Source organism: Uliginosibacterium sp. TH139 (genome assembly GCF_002855595.1).
In the GTDB taxonomy this organism is placed as follows: Bacteria; Pseudomonadota; Gammaproteobacteria; order Burkholderiales; family Rhodocyclaceae; genus Uliginosibacterium; species Uliginosibacterium aquaticum.
The window spans coordinates 249,830-264,218 of the sequence record NZ_PKRR01000003.1 but is presented as its reverse complement, the minus strand read 5'-3'; the positions used below and the strand labels follow the sequence as shown (position 1 = coordinate 264,218).

Genomic DNA, 14,389 nt, shown 5'->3' with positions numbered 1-14,389 from the left:
GCTCAGGTGCGGAAGCGGCGGATGTCTTCGCCAAGGCGGGTGGACAGGCCGACCAGCTCGCGCGCGGTGTGGTTGGTGCGGGAGACCTGGGCATGGTTGGCTTCCGCCATCTGAGCCACGGCCTCTACGCTCTGGGCGATTTCGGTGCTGGCCGTCGCCTGCTCGCGCAGGGCGCCGGAGATCTCGCTGACCGAGGCCAGCACGCGGGCTGATTCGTCGCGGATCTGCTGCATGGCAGCGCCGGCCTGGTTGGAGAGGTCCACCCCGCCCTGCACGCGGCGTACGCCGTCCTGCATGGCCGCCACGGCGCGGGTGGTGCCGGCCTGGATGGCGGCTACCATGCCGCCGATCTCGGCGGTGGCGCGGGTGGTGCGCTCGGCGAGCTTGCGCACCTCGTCGGCCACTACGGCGAAGCCGCGGCCATCGTCACCGGCCCGCGCGGCCTCGATGGAGGCATTCAGGGCCAGCAGATTGGTCTGATCGGCAATTTCCTTGATGGATTTGACGATGCTGCTGATCTGGGCGGAATTGCGCCCCAGCTCGCTGATGACTTCGGAGGAGCCACGCACCGCAGCGGCGATCAGTTCCATTTCGCTGACCGTGCGCGCCACCACTTCGCCACCGCTGGCCGAGAGCTGGCCGGATTGGGCTGCCACTTCATCGGCCGCACCGGCGTTGCGCGAAATTTCGTCGATGCCGACGGTCATCTCCTCGACGGCGGCCGCCATGCTGGCGGCCGCTTCGCTCTGTTGTTCGGAGCTCTGGGCGACCTGGGCGGCCGAGCTGGCGAGGCCTTCGGCGGCACTGCCAAGCTCCTGCGAAGTGCGTTGGACCTGCTGGATGATGGCGGCGAAGGCGCCGGCCATGTGATTGAACTGGGCGGCCACGCCGCGCAGCTCGTCGTGGGCGGAGTAGGCCACGCGGAAACCCAGATCGCCCTCACCGATGTGGCGGGCGCCTTCCGAGAGCTCGCGTACCGACTGCAGGATGCTCACGAAGAGCGCGGCACCGCAGTAGAGCAGGCTCAACACCAGCAGGCTGCCGATCAGGCTGGCGATCCAGAAGCGCTCCTCGAGGCGGCTGGAGCGAGCCTGCAACTGCTTCTGCAGCACCCCGGCAAGCGGCGCGGTGTGTTCGAACTGAGCCTGGGCGGCGCTGCGGGCGCTGCCGATGAATTCTTCACTGCTGAGCGCGAAGGCGCCTTTGCGGATCTCGCGATCGGTGACCTCGAGGATTTCCGCCCAATGCGTGCGCAGCTCGCTGGCCGCGGCTTCAAGCTCGCTGCGGTTGGCGGGATTGGCATTGGCCGTGCGGGCCAGGGTATCAAGCAGGGCATCACGTGCGCGCTCGGCGTCCGTGGTGATGGCGGCCATCCGGTTCCAGTCGGCGCCCATCTCCTTGCTGCCCAGCAGCAGGGCCGAGGTGTTGCTGAGTGCGGCGAGTTGTTCGGAGGCCTGGGGCAGTTTGCGGATCAGCAGGTCAGCGATCAGCGCGGCTTCGCGGCGGTCGTCCGCGAGGAGGCCGCTGGCCTCGCCGAGATCACCGATGAAGTCCAGCAGCAGGCGGCTGAATTTGGGCTGGGCGGTTTTCACGCTCTCGGCCGTGAGCGTTGCCTCGCCGCTACGCAGCTTCTGTGCTTCGCTGCGCAGGGCAGCCCAGCGCGGGGCGAGGGCGAAGCTGTCGCCTTCCTGTTTGAGTGCATTGTCGACGGCGGCGAGAGCGGATTCCAGCGCCGCCCCCTTGGCCGCCACGCCGGCCGCGAGGCTCGGATCGCCAGCGGCTGCCCAGGCCTGCAGGCTGTACTGACGGTTAGCCTGAAGGGCCTCTGCGAGAGGCGGGTAGAGCGCCAAGGCACGCGCTTCACTGCGCGCCGCGTTGATTTCGCTGCGCATCGAGACATTCAGGCCCACCACGTAGAGGCCGGTAGTGGCTAGCGCCAGCGCCCCGAGCAGACCGAATTTCCAGATATAGCGACGGGCGTTGAGCAGGCGGATACCGGGGCCGAAGAAGGCGCGCAGGCCTCCTTCGCGGTAGGTGGCGAGGGCTTGCTGGCGCACGGCCTGGAGTTGGCCGAGCACCTGGCCTGGTTGCAGACGCAGGTGCAGGCCGCTGGCCCGGGTGGTAAGGCCGGCCGGCAAGCGTGCAGCGATGAAGCCCAGCAGAGGCTGGAAGAGCCGCTGGAGGAGGCTGAAGAGGAGTTTCAGGAGTCTCTGCATGGCATCTCTCGCGGGGCGGGTTCAACCCGTCTGGATGGGAAGCGGGGCCTGCATCACCCGCAGTGCGGCGGCATGGGCCATGGGCTTGCTGAGCACATAGCCCTGGGCTTCGTCGCAGCCGTACTCGCGCAGGCGACTGAGGGTGGCGGGGTCTTCCACGCCTTCGGCCACGACCTGCAGGCCGAGGCTGTGGGCGAGGCCGATGGTGGAGCGCACGATGATGGCGTCCTGATCGTCATGGAGCATGTCGCGCACGAAGCTGCGGTCGATCTTCAGGGCGTGCAGTGGCATGCGCTTGAGGTAGGCCAGCGAAGAGTAGCCAGTGCCGAAGTCGTCGATCGACAGGCGCATGCCGAGCTCCGCAAGGCGCTCGATGGTCTGCATGGCGCGGTCGGGGTCGGTCATCAGCGCCGTCTCGGTGATTTCGAGTTCCAGCGAGCCCGGCTGGAGGCCGTATTCCCGCAGCAGCTCGGCGAGGGCTTCGGGCAGGGTGATGTCCAGCAGATTGCGGGTGGACAGGTTGATCGAGGTGGAGATGCACAGGCCCGTTTGCTGCCACAGGGCCAGCTGGCGCACGGCGGTACGTGCCACCCACAGGGTCAGCGGGCGGATCAGTTCGCTGGTTTCGGCGAATTGCACGAATTCGCCGGGCGGAATGAACCCCAGCTTCGGATGCTGCCAGCGCACCAGCGCCTCGCAGCTGCACCAGCGCCCTTCCTGCAGGCTGTAGCGCGGCTGATAGTGGAGTACCAGTTGCTCGCTGCGGATGGCCGAGCCGAGCTCGGTAATCATGGCCAGGCGACGCGGGTTGTGGGCGTCGTGGCTGTTGTCGTAGAGGCTCACCGAGCTGGCATTGCCCTTGGCGGCATACATGGCCACATCGGCGCAACGCAGCAGGGCATGGCTGGTGCCACCATGCTGTGGATAGACCGCCACACCAATACTGGCGCCGAGCTCGATGAAGATGCCTTCGACCTCGATCGGGGTGCGCAACGCCGCAACGATGCTGCGGGCGATGTCCTGAGCCTGGTCGGCATCTGTGACCGAGCGCAGCAGGATCGCGAACTCATCGCCGCCAAGGCGTGCCAGCATTGCGTCCTCGCGTTCGATGGCGGCCTGCAGGCGGGTGGCGACGAGTTTCAGGAGCTGGTCACCGGTTCGGTGGCCCAGGGTGTCATTCACTTCCTTGAAGCGGTCCAGATCCAGCAGCATCAGGGCCAGCTGGCGCGGGCTGCCGGCGATCCAGCGCAAGGATTCGGTGGCATCGCGGTGCAGCTGGGTGCGGTTGGGCAGGCCGGTGAGCGAATCGTGGGTAGCCTGGAACTCGAGCGCCTGCACGCTGCGGGCGTTGGCCAGGGCCAGCGACACGGTCTGGCTAACGGCGCGCAGGATCTCCAGTTCGGCATCCGAAAACTCGTTGCCGCAGTCGTAGAACTGCAGGCCGATCACGCCCAGCTGCTTGTCCTGATAGACCAGCGGCAGCACGGTGAAGGAGTGGATGCCGTCGATCAGTGAGCGCTCGCGGATGGCCGGATCGATACGCTCGTCGTCTTCGACGTTGGTGCAGTGCAGGATCTGGCCCAGAGCCAGAGCCTGACCGGAGAGGCTGCGCTCGATCGGCATGCGCCGGCGAGCGGCGATTTGCGCCGGGGTGTAGCCGGTTGAGGCGATGACTTCGAAGTGCTCGCCATCTTCGTCAGCCAGATGGAAGAGGGACAGCGGTGCGCGCTGCAAGAGCTGCAGCACGCGCAGGGTTTCGTCGGCAATGGCTTCGGAGTCCGAGCTGCGGTGCAGTTGGCTGGCGAGGTTCAACACGACCTGCAGGGCCAGGTTGCGCTGCTTGAGCAGCTCGGCCGAAGTCTGGCGGATCTGCTCGGCGAGGCGGCGTTCGGTTACGTCGCGCACGATGGCGGTGACCTGGCAACGCCCGGCCAGCCAGATCGCGGACAGGCTGACCTCTGTTTCGATGCGGCTGCCGTCGGCGCGGCGATGGGTCCATTCGAACTGCTGCGGGCCGACATCGATGGCTGCCTGCAGCAGGCCCTCGGCCTTGTCATCCGAGCGCCGGCCATCTCCCTGCATTTCCGGTGAAAAGTCTGTCACCGGTTTGCCGATCAGCTCGGCACGCGGGCGCCCGAGCATCAGCTGGGCCTGGGGATTGCAGTCGGCGATGAGGCCATCGACGATGGTCAGGATGGCGTCGCCGGCGGCATCGAAAATGCTGCGATAGCTGCGTTCGCGATCCTTGAGGGTATGGAAGACCTGCAATTGGGAGAGCAGATCGGCCACCGAGATGGCCAGGAGCTGTTCGTCCCGGCTCCACAGGCGCGGGCTGCCCAGATGCTCCAGGCAAAGCACCCCGGCCAACTGACCGGCTTCGTGGAGGGTGGCTTCGAGGCAGGCGCCGATGCCAAGCGGGCGCAGATGGCCCGGATAGCGCTCCTGCACACGCTGGTCGTTGGCGGCATCGGGCACGTCGAGCAGGCGTTCTTCATCGAGCACGCCGAAGTAATGCGGAAATTGCGCTGCCGGCAGGCTGGCGCCGGACTCGAAACCCTGGCGGTCGGTACGGAACAGCAGCTGGCAGACCAGTTCGTGGCGGTCCGGCGACATCCGCCAGACGCTCGCGCGCCCCACTTCCAGCACCTCGGCGAGGGTGGTCGTGACATTGCGCAGCGCACTGTAGAGATCGCCGCTCCACAAATGCTCGTCCTTGGCCAGCCGGATGAAGGCGGCCTGCAGGCGATTGCTCAGCTTGTCGAAGGAATCGGTGGCGGGATGCATGCTGCCGCTTGGCTCTGTCTGTATGCGTTTGTCGGGGCGAAACGGGCCTACAGGCAGGAGTAACGGCAGAGACGGCGAAAACTGGAGGGGCTCAGCCCTCCTGGAGGGCGCGGGTGATGAAGTGCCTGGCGACCTGCGGGCGCGGCACGCGACACTCCTCAAACCAGTTGCGCACGTCCTGATCCAGCCCGATGCCGTGCATGAAGTTGTAGATGGCTTTCGACAAGGCCCGGCCCAGAAGGGCGTGATCGACGCTGCTGGGGTCGATGAAGGCGATGTCGTTGTTGGCGAATGTGCCCTTGGGGCGGGGGATCAGGCGGATGCCGTAGTCCTCCGGGTGCTGGCCGACCGGCGAGTGCACGGTGCAGGAGAAGCGGTGGAAGAAGCCGGACTGGATGCAGCCGGCGGCAAATAGTTGGCGCACGTACTCAAGGGCGTCGACCGTGTCCTGCACCGTCTGGGTGGGAAAACCGTACATCAAGTAGGCGTGCACCAGGATGCCGGCCTCGGAAAAGGCATGCGTGACGCGTGCCACCTGCTCGACCGAGACGCCCTTCTTCATGAGCTTCAGCAACCGGTCCGAAGCGACTTCCAGCCCGCCCGAGATGGCGATGCAGCCGCTTTGCGCAAGCAACTCGCAGAGTTCGGGGGTGAAGCTCTTCTCGAAGCGGATATTGCCCCACCAGGTGATGGCGAGATTCCGCCGCAACAGTTCTTCGGCCATGGCGCGTAGGGCTTTGGGCGGCGCGGCCTCGTCCACGAAGTGGAAGCCGCTCTGACCGGTTTCGGCGATGATGGCTTCGATGCGGTCCACCAGGGTGCTGGCATTGGCGGCCTCGTAGCGCGAGATGTAATCCAGGCTCACGTCGCAGAAGCTGCATTTCTTCCAGTAGCAGCCGTGGGCCACAGTCAGCTTGTTCCAGCGCCCGTCTGACCACAGCCGATGCATCGGGTTGAGCATGTCCAGCACCGACAGGTACTGGTCGATCGGCAGGCCGTCCCAGGTGGGCGTGCCGACTTCGTTGAAGGGCACGTCCAGCTCGGGGAAGTTCACATAGCGGACCCGGCCCTCCGTGCGCAGGAAGGTGCGTACCAGGCGCTCCTGCGAGCGCTGGCCGGCAAGATGATCGAAGAGCGCGAGGGTCGGGCGCTCGCCGTCATCGAGGGTGATGAAGTCGAAGTAATCGAAGACGCGTGCTTCGCTGAGTTCGCGCAGTTCGGTATTCACATAGCCGCCGCCGAGCACCACGGTGATGGCCGGGTCATGGGCCTTGATCGTCTGGGCGATGCGGAAAGCCCCGTACACCGAGCCCGGGAAGGGCGTGGAGATCAGCACCACCTGTGGCGCATGGCGGGCTAGTGCCTGCAGGGTCAGGCTTTGCAGGGTCTGGTCGATCAGGTTCAGCGGTGCGGCCAGCGCGGCAGCCAGCGGATCGAAGCTGGCGGCGGACTGGGCGATCGATTCGGCGTAGCGCACGAATTCGAAACGTTCATCGACGGCCTCGCGCAGTACATCGGCCAGATCGTTCAGGTACAGGGTCGCAAGGTGGCGGGCGCGGTCCTGCAGGCCCAGCGAGCCGAAGGCCCAGCCGAGCGGATCTTCGTCTTCCTCAACGAGGTATTCGTTGAGGGCGTTGAAGCGTGCTCCCTCGGGCAGCAGCATGCGGCCGCAGATGCGGAAGGCCAGGGTCGAGTCGCGTCCCTGCAGGAAGGCGATCACCGGATCGATGGTGGCTGCGTAAGCGGCGAAATGTTCGAGGAAAAAGGTGGTCGCCGCGCTGCGCTGCTTCACCGGCAGGCGCTGCGCCACGCTGCGAATCTCTTCCAGTCCCGTGCGCGAGAACAGGCGCAGCACCAGAGCGATGGCCAGATCCTCCTGCGCCGCTGTGATTCCCTGCTGGCGCAGGAAGCCGGTGAGGTAGGCGGTGGAGGGGTAGGGCGTATTGAGCTGGGTCATCGGCGGGATGACGGACAGCACGCGGAGCGGAGAGACAGACATCGGCAGGGCGGCAGGGGGCGGAGACGCCATTCTACGTTGCTCCCGGCCGCCTTCCCCGGCGGGTGTTGTCAGCCGGCCTGACGTTTGGCAACGGTCGGGGTGATGCGCAAGGCCAGTTCGCTCTCGATTTCGTGGGCGGTGCCGCAATGCGAGCAGACGAAACGCGAGTGCAGGCGGCCGTGCCCGCCCTGATCGGCGGGGGCGCGCTGGGTCTGGCGGGCGGCTTCGGCAGCGGATTGCCTGAGTACCGCTTCAGCGTCCGCGAGGCGCTGCTGAGCAACTTCCAGGCGCTCGAAGCCGGAGCGGTGCATCCAGTCTTCAGGAAAACTGGGTTTGGCAGCAGGCTTCGGCGGTGCAGCGGCTGGGCGGGGCGGCGGCAGATTGGGCGGCTGCAGCACCGGAGCGAGCTGGCTTGCGAACGCCGGCTGGTTCTGCAGGCCATCCATGGCTTCGACGCTGACGAGCATGCCCAGAGTTTCAAGGGTTTGCTGGTAGAGCAGGGCGGCGGCGGCATCGAGCCCCTGTTTGAGGGTTACGCGCTGGCCGGAGAAAATCTGGATGGTCTGGCTAGCGCTCGCACCGAGACGCAGCTTGGCCTGGGTCATCACATCCGTCCGGTTCAGGCCTGCTCGCAACCGCCCCTCGAACACGATGCGAAACTGTTTGTTCATGCGCCTCTCCGTTGTTTTTGTGGGTGCTGCGATGGGGCTTACAAGACTAGCGGAGAGGGGCCTTGTTCGGGGAGGAAACAAAACCTAACGGGCCTTAAAACGGCCACAGGTGTGAATTAAGTCGCGCCCTGAGCGGCGCCGTGGGCTTTGGCTGCCTGCTCGCCGAGCAGCACCTGCCCCTGCAGGGTGTGGGCGTGGCCACAATGCGGGCATTGCACGCTGCCACTGAGTGTCAGCCCGGCCGTTGCAGACTTGGCGGCGGAGGCTTGCTGCACCGTGACCGTCATGGGCGATGCGGCGGGCTCCGGGCGCGGCGTGGCGGCCGGGGCCAGTGCCGGCGAGGAAATCACCACTGGGGTTTCCTCGCTACTGTTGCCATTGAGCAGGGCTTCCGCGCGGGCGAGGTTCAGGTGGGTGCGGGCGAAGTCGGCAAACCCGGTCTCGCTCAGCCAGCCTTCGGTGCGGGTCGCACGCTCGGCAAAAGGCTCATTCTTCGCAGGCTGGGGCTTGGCAGGCTGGGTTGCGGCAGGCGTCGGCGGGGTTGGCTCTTCGGGTTTGACGACCGGCACCGGAGGCTGGGCCGGCGTGAGCGGCGCGATTTCTTGCGGAATCCGCGAGGCTGCAGGGGCTTCCAGCGTGACATCAAGGCCCAGTTCCTGCAGCTTGTGCAGGTAGCCCAGCGCAGACGGCTCGTCGAGATCCTTTTTAAGCACCAGCGGGCGTCCCGAAAACATTCGTACGAGCTGCTCCGGCGTGGCCTTGAGTCGCTCGCGAGCGTGTCGGCGCACCAGGTCTAGCGAGAATCCGGGCAGGATGCCGCCGCTGAACACGATGCGAAAGACGCCAGACATACTTAACTCCAATTGTAGGTGTTTGTCCTACTTTACCAAGAACTGCGGACTCCGCGTGAAACTAAATGTGTCTTTACAACTCACTGTTTTGGCAGCGCTTATTGCTCACTGGCAGGCAAACTGATGTGGGGTGAGAATTTCGCCCGATGCACCGAGAAGAAGGCGCGCACATTGCGCACATTGGCGTCGGTGGCGAACAGACGGCTTGCGGCGGCCTGATAGGCAGGCATGTCCGCCACTTGCAGGATCAGCACGAAATCAGGCCCGGAGCTGACTCGGTAGCACTGCTGCACGGCACTGTCGGCCACGGCCCGTGCCTCGAAGGCGGCGAGGCGCTCTGCGGCCTGCTGGTCCAGGGTGAGTTCGACGATGGCGGTGAGGCCGGCCCCCAGTTTTTCCGGCGACAGGATGGCCACCCGGCTTTCGATGATGCCGGTGTCGATCAGGCGCTTGACCCGCCGCAGGCAGGTGGCTGGCGAGATATGGACGCGCTCGGCCAGAGCCTGATTGGTCAGCGAGGCATCGAGTTGCAACTGGGCGAGGAGGCGAAGATCGGTAGCGTCCATGAGAAGGGGTGAAATAAAATTTCACGAAAAGTTGTTTGTGAAATTTTATTCTACTTATTGGATAATTATGCAAGCTTGTTTTGTTCTGGCTTGTCTAGCATTCAGTTCATCTCATTCTTCCCGAAGTGGAGCTTTTCATGTGTGGCATCGTCGCAGCTGTCGCCCAGCGCAATATCGTGTCCATCCTTGTCGAGGGTCTCAAGCGCCTCGAATACAGGGGCTATGACTCCTGCGGCGTGGCTGTGCATCAGGATGGCGCCCTGCGCCGGGCGCGCTCCACCTCGCGGGTGGCCGAGCTGGATGCCCTGATCCACGAAGACAAGGTCGAAGGTTTTACCGGCATTGCGCACACCCGCTGGGCAACCCATGGCGTGCCGGCGGTGCGCAACGCACATCCGCATTTCTCGCGCGAGCGCATCGCCCTGGTGCACAACGGCATCATCGAGAACCACGACGAGCTGCGTGCCGAGCTGCGCGCCAAGGGCTACGAGTTTGCCAGCCAGACCGATACCGAAGTGATCGCTCACCTGGTTGATCATTGCTATGACGGTGATCTCTTCGCTGCCGTGAAACAGGCCATCGTGCAGCTCAAGGGGGCCTATGCGATTGCCGTGTTCTGCCGCGACGAGCCGCATCGCGTGGTGGGCGCGCGTGCCGGTTCGCCCTTGATTCTCGGCGTGGGTGAAGGCGAGAACTTCCTTGCTTCAGACGCCATGGCACTGGCTGGCGTCACCAACCAGATCGTGTATCTCGAAGAGGGCGATGTGGTCGATATGCAGCCCGGCAAGTTCTGGATCGAGGCGCGCCAGGGCGAGGGAGCGCAACTGGGTTTCGTGCGTGTCGAACGCGAAGTGCGCACGGTGTATGCCCACTCCGGTGCTGCAGAGCTGGGGCCTTATCGCCACTTCATGCAGAAGGAGATTTTCGAGCAGCCGCGCGCGATTGGCGACACCCTGCAAGGTGTGGAACATATCAGTCCGGAGCTCTTTGGCGACGGTGCCTACAAGGTTTTCAAGGACATCGACTCGGTGCTGATTCTTGCCTGCGGCACCAGCTATTACGCCGGCTGCACCGCTAAGTACTGGCTCGAATCGATTGCCGGCATCAGCACTCAGGTGGAAATCGCCAGCGAGTACCGCTATCGCGACAGCGTGCCGAATCCGCGCTCACTGGTGGTGACGATTTCCCAGTCTGGCGAAACCGCTGACACTATCGCGGCACTCAAGCACGCGCGCAGCCTCGGCATGGAGCACACGCTCACCATCTGCAACGTATCGACCAGCGCCATGGTGCGCGAATGCAAGCTGGCCTACATCACGCGTGCCGGCGTCGAGATTGGAGTGGCCTCTACCAAGGCTTTCACCACCCAGCTGGCTGGTTTGTTCCTGCTGACCCTGGCCATTGCCCAGACCCGTGGGCGCCTCAGCGATGCGCAGGAGGCCGATTACATCCGCCAGATGCGTCACCTGCCGGTCGCGCTGCAGGCGGTGCTGGCGCTTGAGCCGCAGATCATGAGCTGGAGCGAGGCCTTTGCGCGCAAGCACAACGCTCTTTTCCTGGGGCGTGGCCTGCACTACCCGATCGCTCTGGAAGGTGCCTTGAAACTCAAGGAAATTTCCTACATCCACGCCGAGGCCTATCCGGCCGGCGAGCTCAAGCATGGCCCGCTGGCGCTGGTGGATGCCGAGATGCCGGTGGTGACGGTAGCGCCGAACGATGCGCTGGTCGACAAGCTCAAGAGCAATATGCAGGAAGTGCGCGCGCGGGGCGGCGAGCTCTATGTCTTCGCCGACGCTGACTCACGCATCGAGAGCGAACCCGGTGTGTACGTCATCCGCATGCCCGAGCACTACGGCGCTCTGTCGCCTATCCTGCACGTGCTGCCGCTGCAGCTCCTGGCCTACCACACCGCCTGTGCCCGCGGCACGGACGTGGACAAGCCGCGCAATCTGGCCAAGAGCGTAACGGTGGAGTAATCAGCGCAGGCCGATGTCGAAGTACACCACTTCGGCACCGACCTCGGTCGGCGAGTAGCCGAAGGCGATGCGGCCCCGCAAGGGCAGGTCCGCTTCGCCACGGCGCAGCACCACTTCGTTGCCGGCATCGTCGACCATGAAGGTGCCGTTGGTACTGGTGTCGATCAGCACGAAATGGTTGTGCCGCCACTCGATGCGGGCGTGATGGCGCGAGGCGCGGCGATCGGCGATGACCAGATCGTTGCCTTCCTCGCGGCCTGCCAGCACCACTGGCTGGTTGTCCGAGACCGACAGGGTATTCTTGTTGTGGCGCAGCATCAGTGAAGTGCGCTGAGGCGCTGTGGCGGCCTGGTTGAAGACCGGCGACTGGCTGTGCGGGGCCGTGTCAAAAGCGTGCTGATCCAGGGCTAGTGAGGTGGAGGTCGGTGCGAAAGCTTCGCCCACGCTGGGCGCGGCGGCCGGCGTGTGACCCGGACGGAAAATGTAGGCTTGCTGGGCAAAGCCGGCAACCTGTTCCGGGGAAAGCTGGCTACGCACGTTGTCGGGCATGGCGTTGGCACCCTCGCTGCTGACCAGGACCTGATCCGCAGGGGCCAAGGCAACCAGTTTGCGGGCATCGGCAATGACTGCATCGGCTGGTTGCTGGCTCATGGTATCCAGATTGCCGGCATGAATCGCTACCTGCACCGAGAGGGCTACGCCGGAGACCGGCGGCAGCTGCTTGACACGTGCGCGCAGGTCAAAGGCTGCCAGGGCGGCATTCTCGCCGCGCGGGAAGTGGGCGATCAGGGTGCGGCCGTCGGCCTGCACGATGTAGCCGCGGTAGGCGTCTATGGAGCGCTCGGCGCGGTTGCGGCAGCGCTCGACGGCGCGTTGGGTTTCCACTGCGCCCAGTTTGCCGAGCAGCGGCGCATCGCCGGTGACTTCGGCGATGAGCACGCAGGTATCAGGAGTGGGCTGGCTGGTCATCGCTCTGGAGACTCCAAGGGTTTGCAGTTCGGGTGTCAGGGCTGGCTTGATTCCAGAATACGGTGCTTGCACCGCTTGCCGCCAGCGGCGAAACGGGAAGATCAGGCGCGTCGAAAGCGATGTCGCCCTCGCCAATCACGGCATCGCGGGTCAGATCCTTGAAGCCGAACAGTGCATTATCCGCCAGATGGCTGGGCACGACGTTCTGCAAGGAGGTTGCGATCGATTCGATGCGTCCTGGGAAAATGCGATCCCACTCGGCCAGCTGGGCCTTGATCAGCTTGCGTTGAGCGTTCTCCTGCGAACCGCACAGGTTGCAGGGGATGATCGGGAAATCCATGGCGCGCGCGTACTTGGCCACATCCTTCTCGGCACAGTAGGCCAGCGGGCGGATCACCATGTGCTGGCCGTCGTCCGACAGCAGTTTGGGTGGCATGGCCTTGATCTTGCCGCCGAAGAACATGTTCAGGAACAGGGTTTCGATCAGGTCTTCGCGGTGGTGGCCGAGCGCAATCTTGGTGGCACCCAGTTCCCGGGCCGTGCGGTAGATGATGGCGCGGCGCAGGCGCGAGCACAGCGAGCAGGTGGTTTTGCCCTCTGGGATCTTTTCCTTGACGATGGAATAGGTGTCCTCGGTGACGATGCGATATTCCACGCCCAGAGATTCGAAGTAGCGTGGCAGCACGTCCTCCGGGAAGCCGGGCTGGCGCTGATCGAGGTTCATCGCGATGATGCGGAAACTCACCGGCGCGCGTTCGCGCATGGCCATCAGCAGGTTGAGGAGCGCGTAGGAATCCTTGCCGCCGGAGCAGCACACCATGACCACGTCGCCTTCTTCAATCATGTTGAAGTCGGCAATGGCCTGGCCGATAGCGCGGCTAAGGCGTTTCTTCAGGCGCTGGGCGGTGTTCGAAAGATCTTCGACGGCGATGCGGGACTGGATGGTTTCCACGGTGCGATGCTTGCTGCTGGACAAGTTCTGATTATATCGGTGCGCTCCGCCTGACCGGGGTGACCCCGATCACACTCGCGCAGATATTGCCTTGTTCCACGCAGGCTGGTACGCCGGCCGGCCCGGGTTTCGGGCGTTCCGTCTGAAAGCGGTTCAGCTTTCGCTGCGCCGACCCACCTGGATGCCCAGTTGTTTGAGCTTGCGGTAGAGGTGGGTGCGCTCCAGCCCGGTTTTCTCGGCCAGGCGGGTGATGTTGCCGTCTTCGAGTTGCAGGTGGTGCTCGAAATAGATGCGTTCGAAGGTTTCACGCGCCTCGCGCAGCGGCAGATCCAGCGGCAGGGCGAGCGCTGCACTGGAGGCGCGGGAGACGAAGCGCACGACCTCATCGGCATTGATCTCGTCTTCCAGAGAACCAAGGGCCAGCGAGCGCACGGCGGCCTTCAGCTCGGGAAAGCCGCCGCCCCAGGGGCTGTTGCGCAGCGCGTTGAGTGCGCCGGTAGACAGGGTGCGTACCGGCACATCACCGGTTTCTGCCAGGTGCTGGAGGAGCTGGGTGACCATCTCGGGCAGCTCATCCTTGAGCTCCAGCAGCGAGGGCGGCACCAGCGACACTTCAAACAGGCGACGGACCAGTAGCGGATCCCAGCCTTCCGTGAGCAGTTCGTCGGCCGTGCGCGAGCAAGCGGCGAGCAGGCGTTGATCGTGTTTTTCGAGGCGATCGAGGGCGAAGGCGAGGTTCTTCTGCTGGGCGCGATTGAGCAGGCTCAGGTCTTCGATGAAGAGCATGCCGCCACGCGCGGCTTCAAGGTTCTGGATTTCGATCGGCTGGCCGAAGCTGCCCAGGTCCAGCCAGGGGCTGCCCGCTGCCTGCAGGCTGCGGGCGCACAGTTCGGCCAGCGAGCCGGCGCCCACGCGTAGCAGCAGTACACGGCTCTTCTGGCAGAGCTGATCAAGGCGACGACGCAGATCGCGCAGCGGCGTGGAGCGGGTGAAGGCGTTCAGTGTGAGGTGAGTCTGGGCCTTGCTGGGCTGGCGCTGCAGGCCACGCTTGACGGTGGCAAGGAGCTTTTGCAGGGCAATCGGCTTTTCGAGAAAGTCCAGGGCACCGAAGCGGATCGCTTCCACCGCGGTATCGATGGTGCCGTGGCCGGACATCATGATCACCGGCATCGACAGCAGGCCGGAGGCCGCCCATTCCTTGAGCAGGGTGACGCCGTCAGTGTCCGGCATCCAGATGTCCAGCAGAACCAGATCCGGCCGTGCCGCCTGGCGGGCACTGCGGGCTGCCGTGGCATTTTCGGCAAGGATCACGTCGTAACCCTCGTCGCAGAGAATCTCCCGCAACAGTTCGCGGATACCGATTTCGTCGTCAACAACCAGAATCTTTGCCATAGGTTCGGAGACT

At 64.7% G+C, this 14,389-nt stretch carries 10 protein-coding genes; 1 reads left to right on the top strand and 9 read right to left on the bottom strand.

The window, feature by feature from the left end:
• Window positions 1–2 precede the first annotated feature (2 nt).
• The 6 genes from C0V76_RS08270 to C0V76_RS08245 form a co-directional block, all read right to left on the bottom strand.
• The gene (locus tag C0V76_RS08270; protein ID WP_101941919.1) at window positions 3–2,216 is read right to left on the bottom strand and encodes a methyl-accepting chemotaxis protein; all 2,214 of its coding nucleotides are present in this window, start codon (window positions 2,214–2,216) and stop codon (window positions 3–5) included.
• Window positions 2,217–2,237: 21 nt separating this feature from the next.
• Entirely contained in the window at window positions 2,238–5,000 is a 2,763-nt protein-coding gene (locus C0V76_RS08265) for an EAL domain-containing protein (protein WP_101941918.1), read from the bottom strand.
• Window positions 5,001–5,091: 91 nt separating this feature from the next.
• Window positions 5,092–6,999 carry a radical SAM protein gene (locus tag C0V76_RS08260; protein WP_101941917.1) on the bottom strand — a complete coding sequence of 636 codons (1,908 nt, stop codon included), beginning with the start codon at window positions 6,997–6,999 and terminating at the stop codon, window positions 5,092–5,094.
• 68 nt (window positions 7,000–7,067) lie between these two features.
• Complete coding sequence (locus C0V76_RS08255; protein WP_101941916.1) at window positions 7,068–7,670, bottom strand: hypothetical protein; 603 nt, start codon at window positions 7,668–7,670, stop codon at window positions 7,068–7,070.
• 116 nt (window positions 7,671–7,786) lie between these two features.
• Complete coding sequence (locus C0V76_RS08250; protein ID WP_101941915.1) at window positions 7,787–8,521, bottom strand: hypothetical protein; 735 nt, start codon at window positions 8,519–8,521, stop codon at window positions 7,787–7,789.
• Between the two features lie 98 nt (window positions 8,522–8,619).
• Window positions 8,620–9,087, bottom strand: a complete 468-nt coding sequence (locus C0V76_RS08245; RefSeq protein ID WP_101941914.1) for an Lrp/AsnC family transcriptional regulator — start codon at window positions 9,085–9,087, stop codon at window positions 8,620–8,622.
• A gap of 137 nt (window positions 9,088–9,224) precedes the next feature.
• Here C0V76_RS08245 and glmS point away from each other — a divergent pair, with 137 nt between their 5' ends.
• Window positions 9,225–11,063, top strand: a complete 1,839-nt coding sequence (gene glmS / locus C0V76_RS08240) for a glutamine--fructose-6-phosphate transaminase (isomerizing) (RefSeq protein WP_101941913.1) — start codon at window positions 9,225–9,227, stop codon at window positions 11,061–11,063.
• On the opposite strand, the gene C0V76_RS08235 is transcribed toward glmS, so the two are convergent.
• The 3 genes from C0V76_RS08235 to C0V76_RS08225 all read right to left on the bottom strand — a co-directional run bounded on the left by C0V76_RS08235 (window position 11,064) and on the right by C0V76_RS08225 (window position 14,376).
• Window positions 11,064–12,032 (bottom strand): FHA domain-containing protein, encoded by a 969-nt coding sequence (locus C0V76_RS08235; RefSeq protein ID WP_101941912.1) that lies wholly within the window; start codon window positions 12,030–12,032, stop codon window positions 11,064–11,066.
• A complete protein-coding gene (gene ttcA / locus C0V76_RS08230) occupies window positions 12,010–12,984 on the bottom strand; it encodes a tRNA 2-thiocytidine(32) synthetase TtcA (protein ID WP_254048210.1) in 975 nt (324 codons plus the stop codon). Before ttcA ends, C0V76_RS08235 begins: the two co-directional genes overlap by 23 nt.
• Before the next feature lie 153 nt (window positions 12,985–13,137).
• Complete coding sequence (locus tag C0V76_RS08225; RefSeq protein WP_101941910.1) at window positions 13,138–14,376, bottom strand: sigma-54 dependent transcriptional regulator; 1,239 nt, start codon at window positions 14,374–14,376, stop codon at window positions 13,138–13,140.
• Window positions 14,377–14,389: the final 13 nt, after the last annotated feature.

What these genes read in the sequence shown, in the direction of transcription:
- C0V76_RS08245 (WP_101941914.1), bottom strand. Translation starts at nt 9,087, where the DNA reads ATGGACGCTACCGATCTTCGCCTCCTCGCCCAGTTGCAACTCGATGCC.
- C0V76_RS08255 (WP_101941916.1), bottom strand. Translation starts at nt 7,670, where the DNA reads ATGAACAAACAGTTTCGCATCGTGTTCGAGGGGCGGTTGCGAGCAGGC.
- C0V76_RS08260 (WP_101941917.1), bottom strand. Translation starts at nt 6,999, where the DNA reads ATGTCTGTCTCTCCGCTCCGCGTGCTGTCCGTCATCCCGCCGATGACC.
- C0V76_RS08250 (WP_101941915.1), bottom strand. Translation starts at nt 8,521, where the DNA reads ATGTCTGGCGTCTTTCGCATCGTGTTCAGCGGCGGCATCCTGCCCGGA.
- C0V76_RS08270 (WP_101941919.1), bottom strand. Translation starts at nt 2,216, where the DNA reads ATGCAGAGACTCCTGAAACTCCTCTTCAGCCTCCTCCAGCGGCTCTTC.
- glmS (WP_101941913.1), top strand. Translation starts at nt 9,225, where the DNA reads ATGTGTGGCATCGTCGCAGCTGTCGCCCAGCGCAATATCGTGTCCATC.
- C0V76_RS08265 (WP_101941918.1), bottom strand. Translation starts at nt 5,000, where the DNA reads ATGCATCCCGCCACCGATTCCTTCGACAAGCTGAGCAATCGCCTGCAG.
- C0V76_RS08235 (WP_101941912.1), bottom strand. Translation starts at nt 12,032, where the DNA reads ATGACCAGCCAGCCCACTCCTGATACCTGCGTGCTCATCGCCGAAGTC.
- C0V76_RS08225 (WP_101941910.1), bottom strand. Translation starts at nt 14,376, where the DNA reads ATGGCAAAGATTCTGGTTGTTGACGACGAAATCGGTATCCGCGAACTG.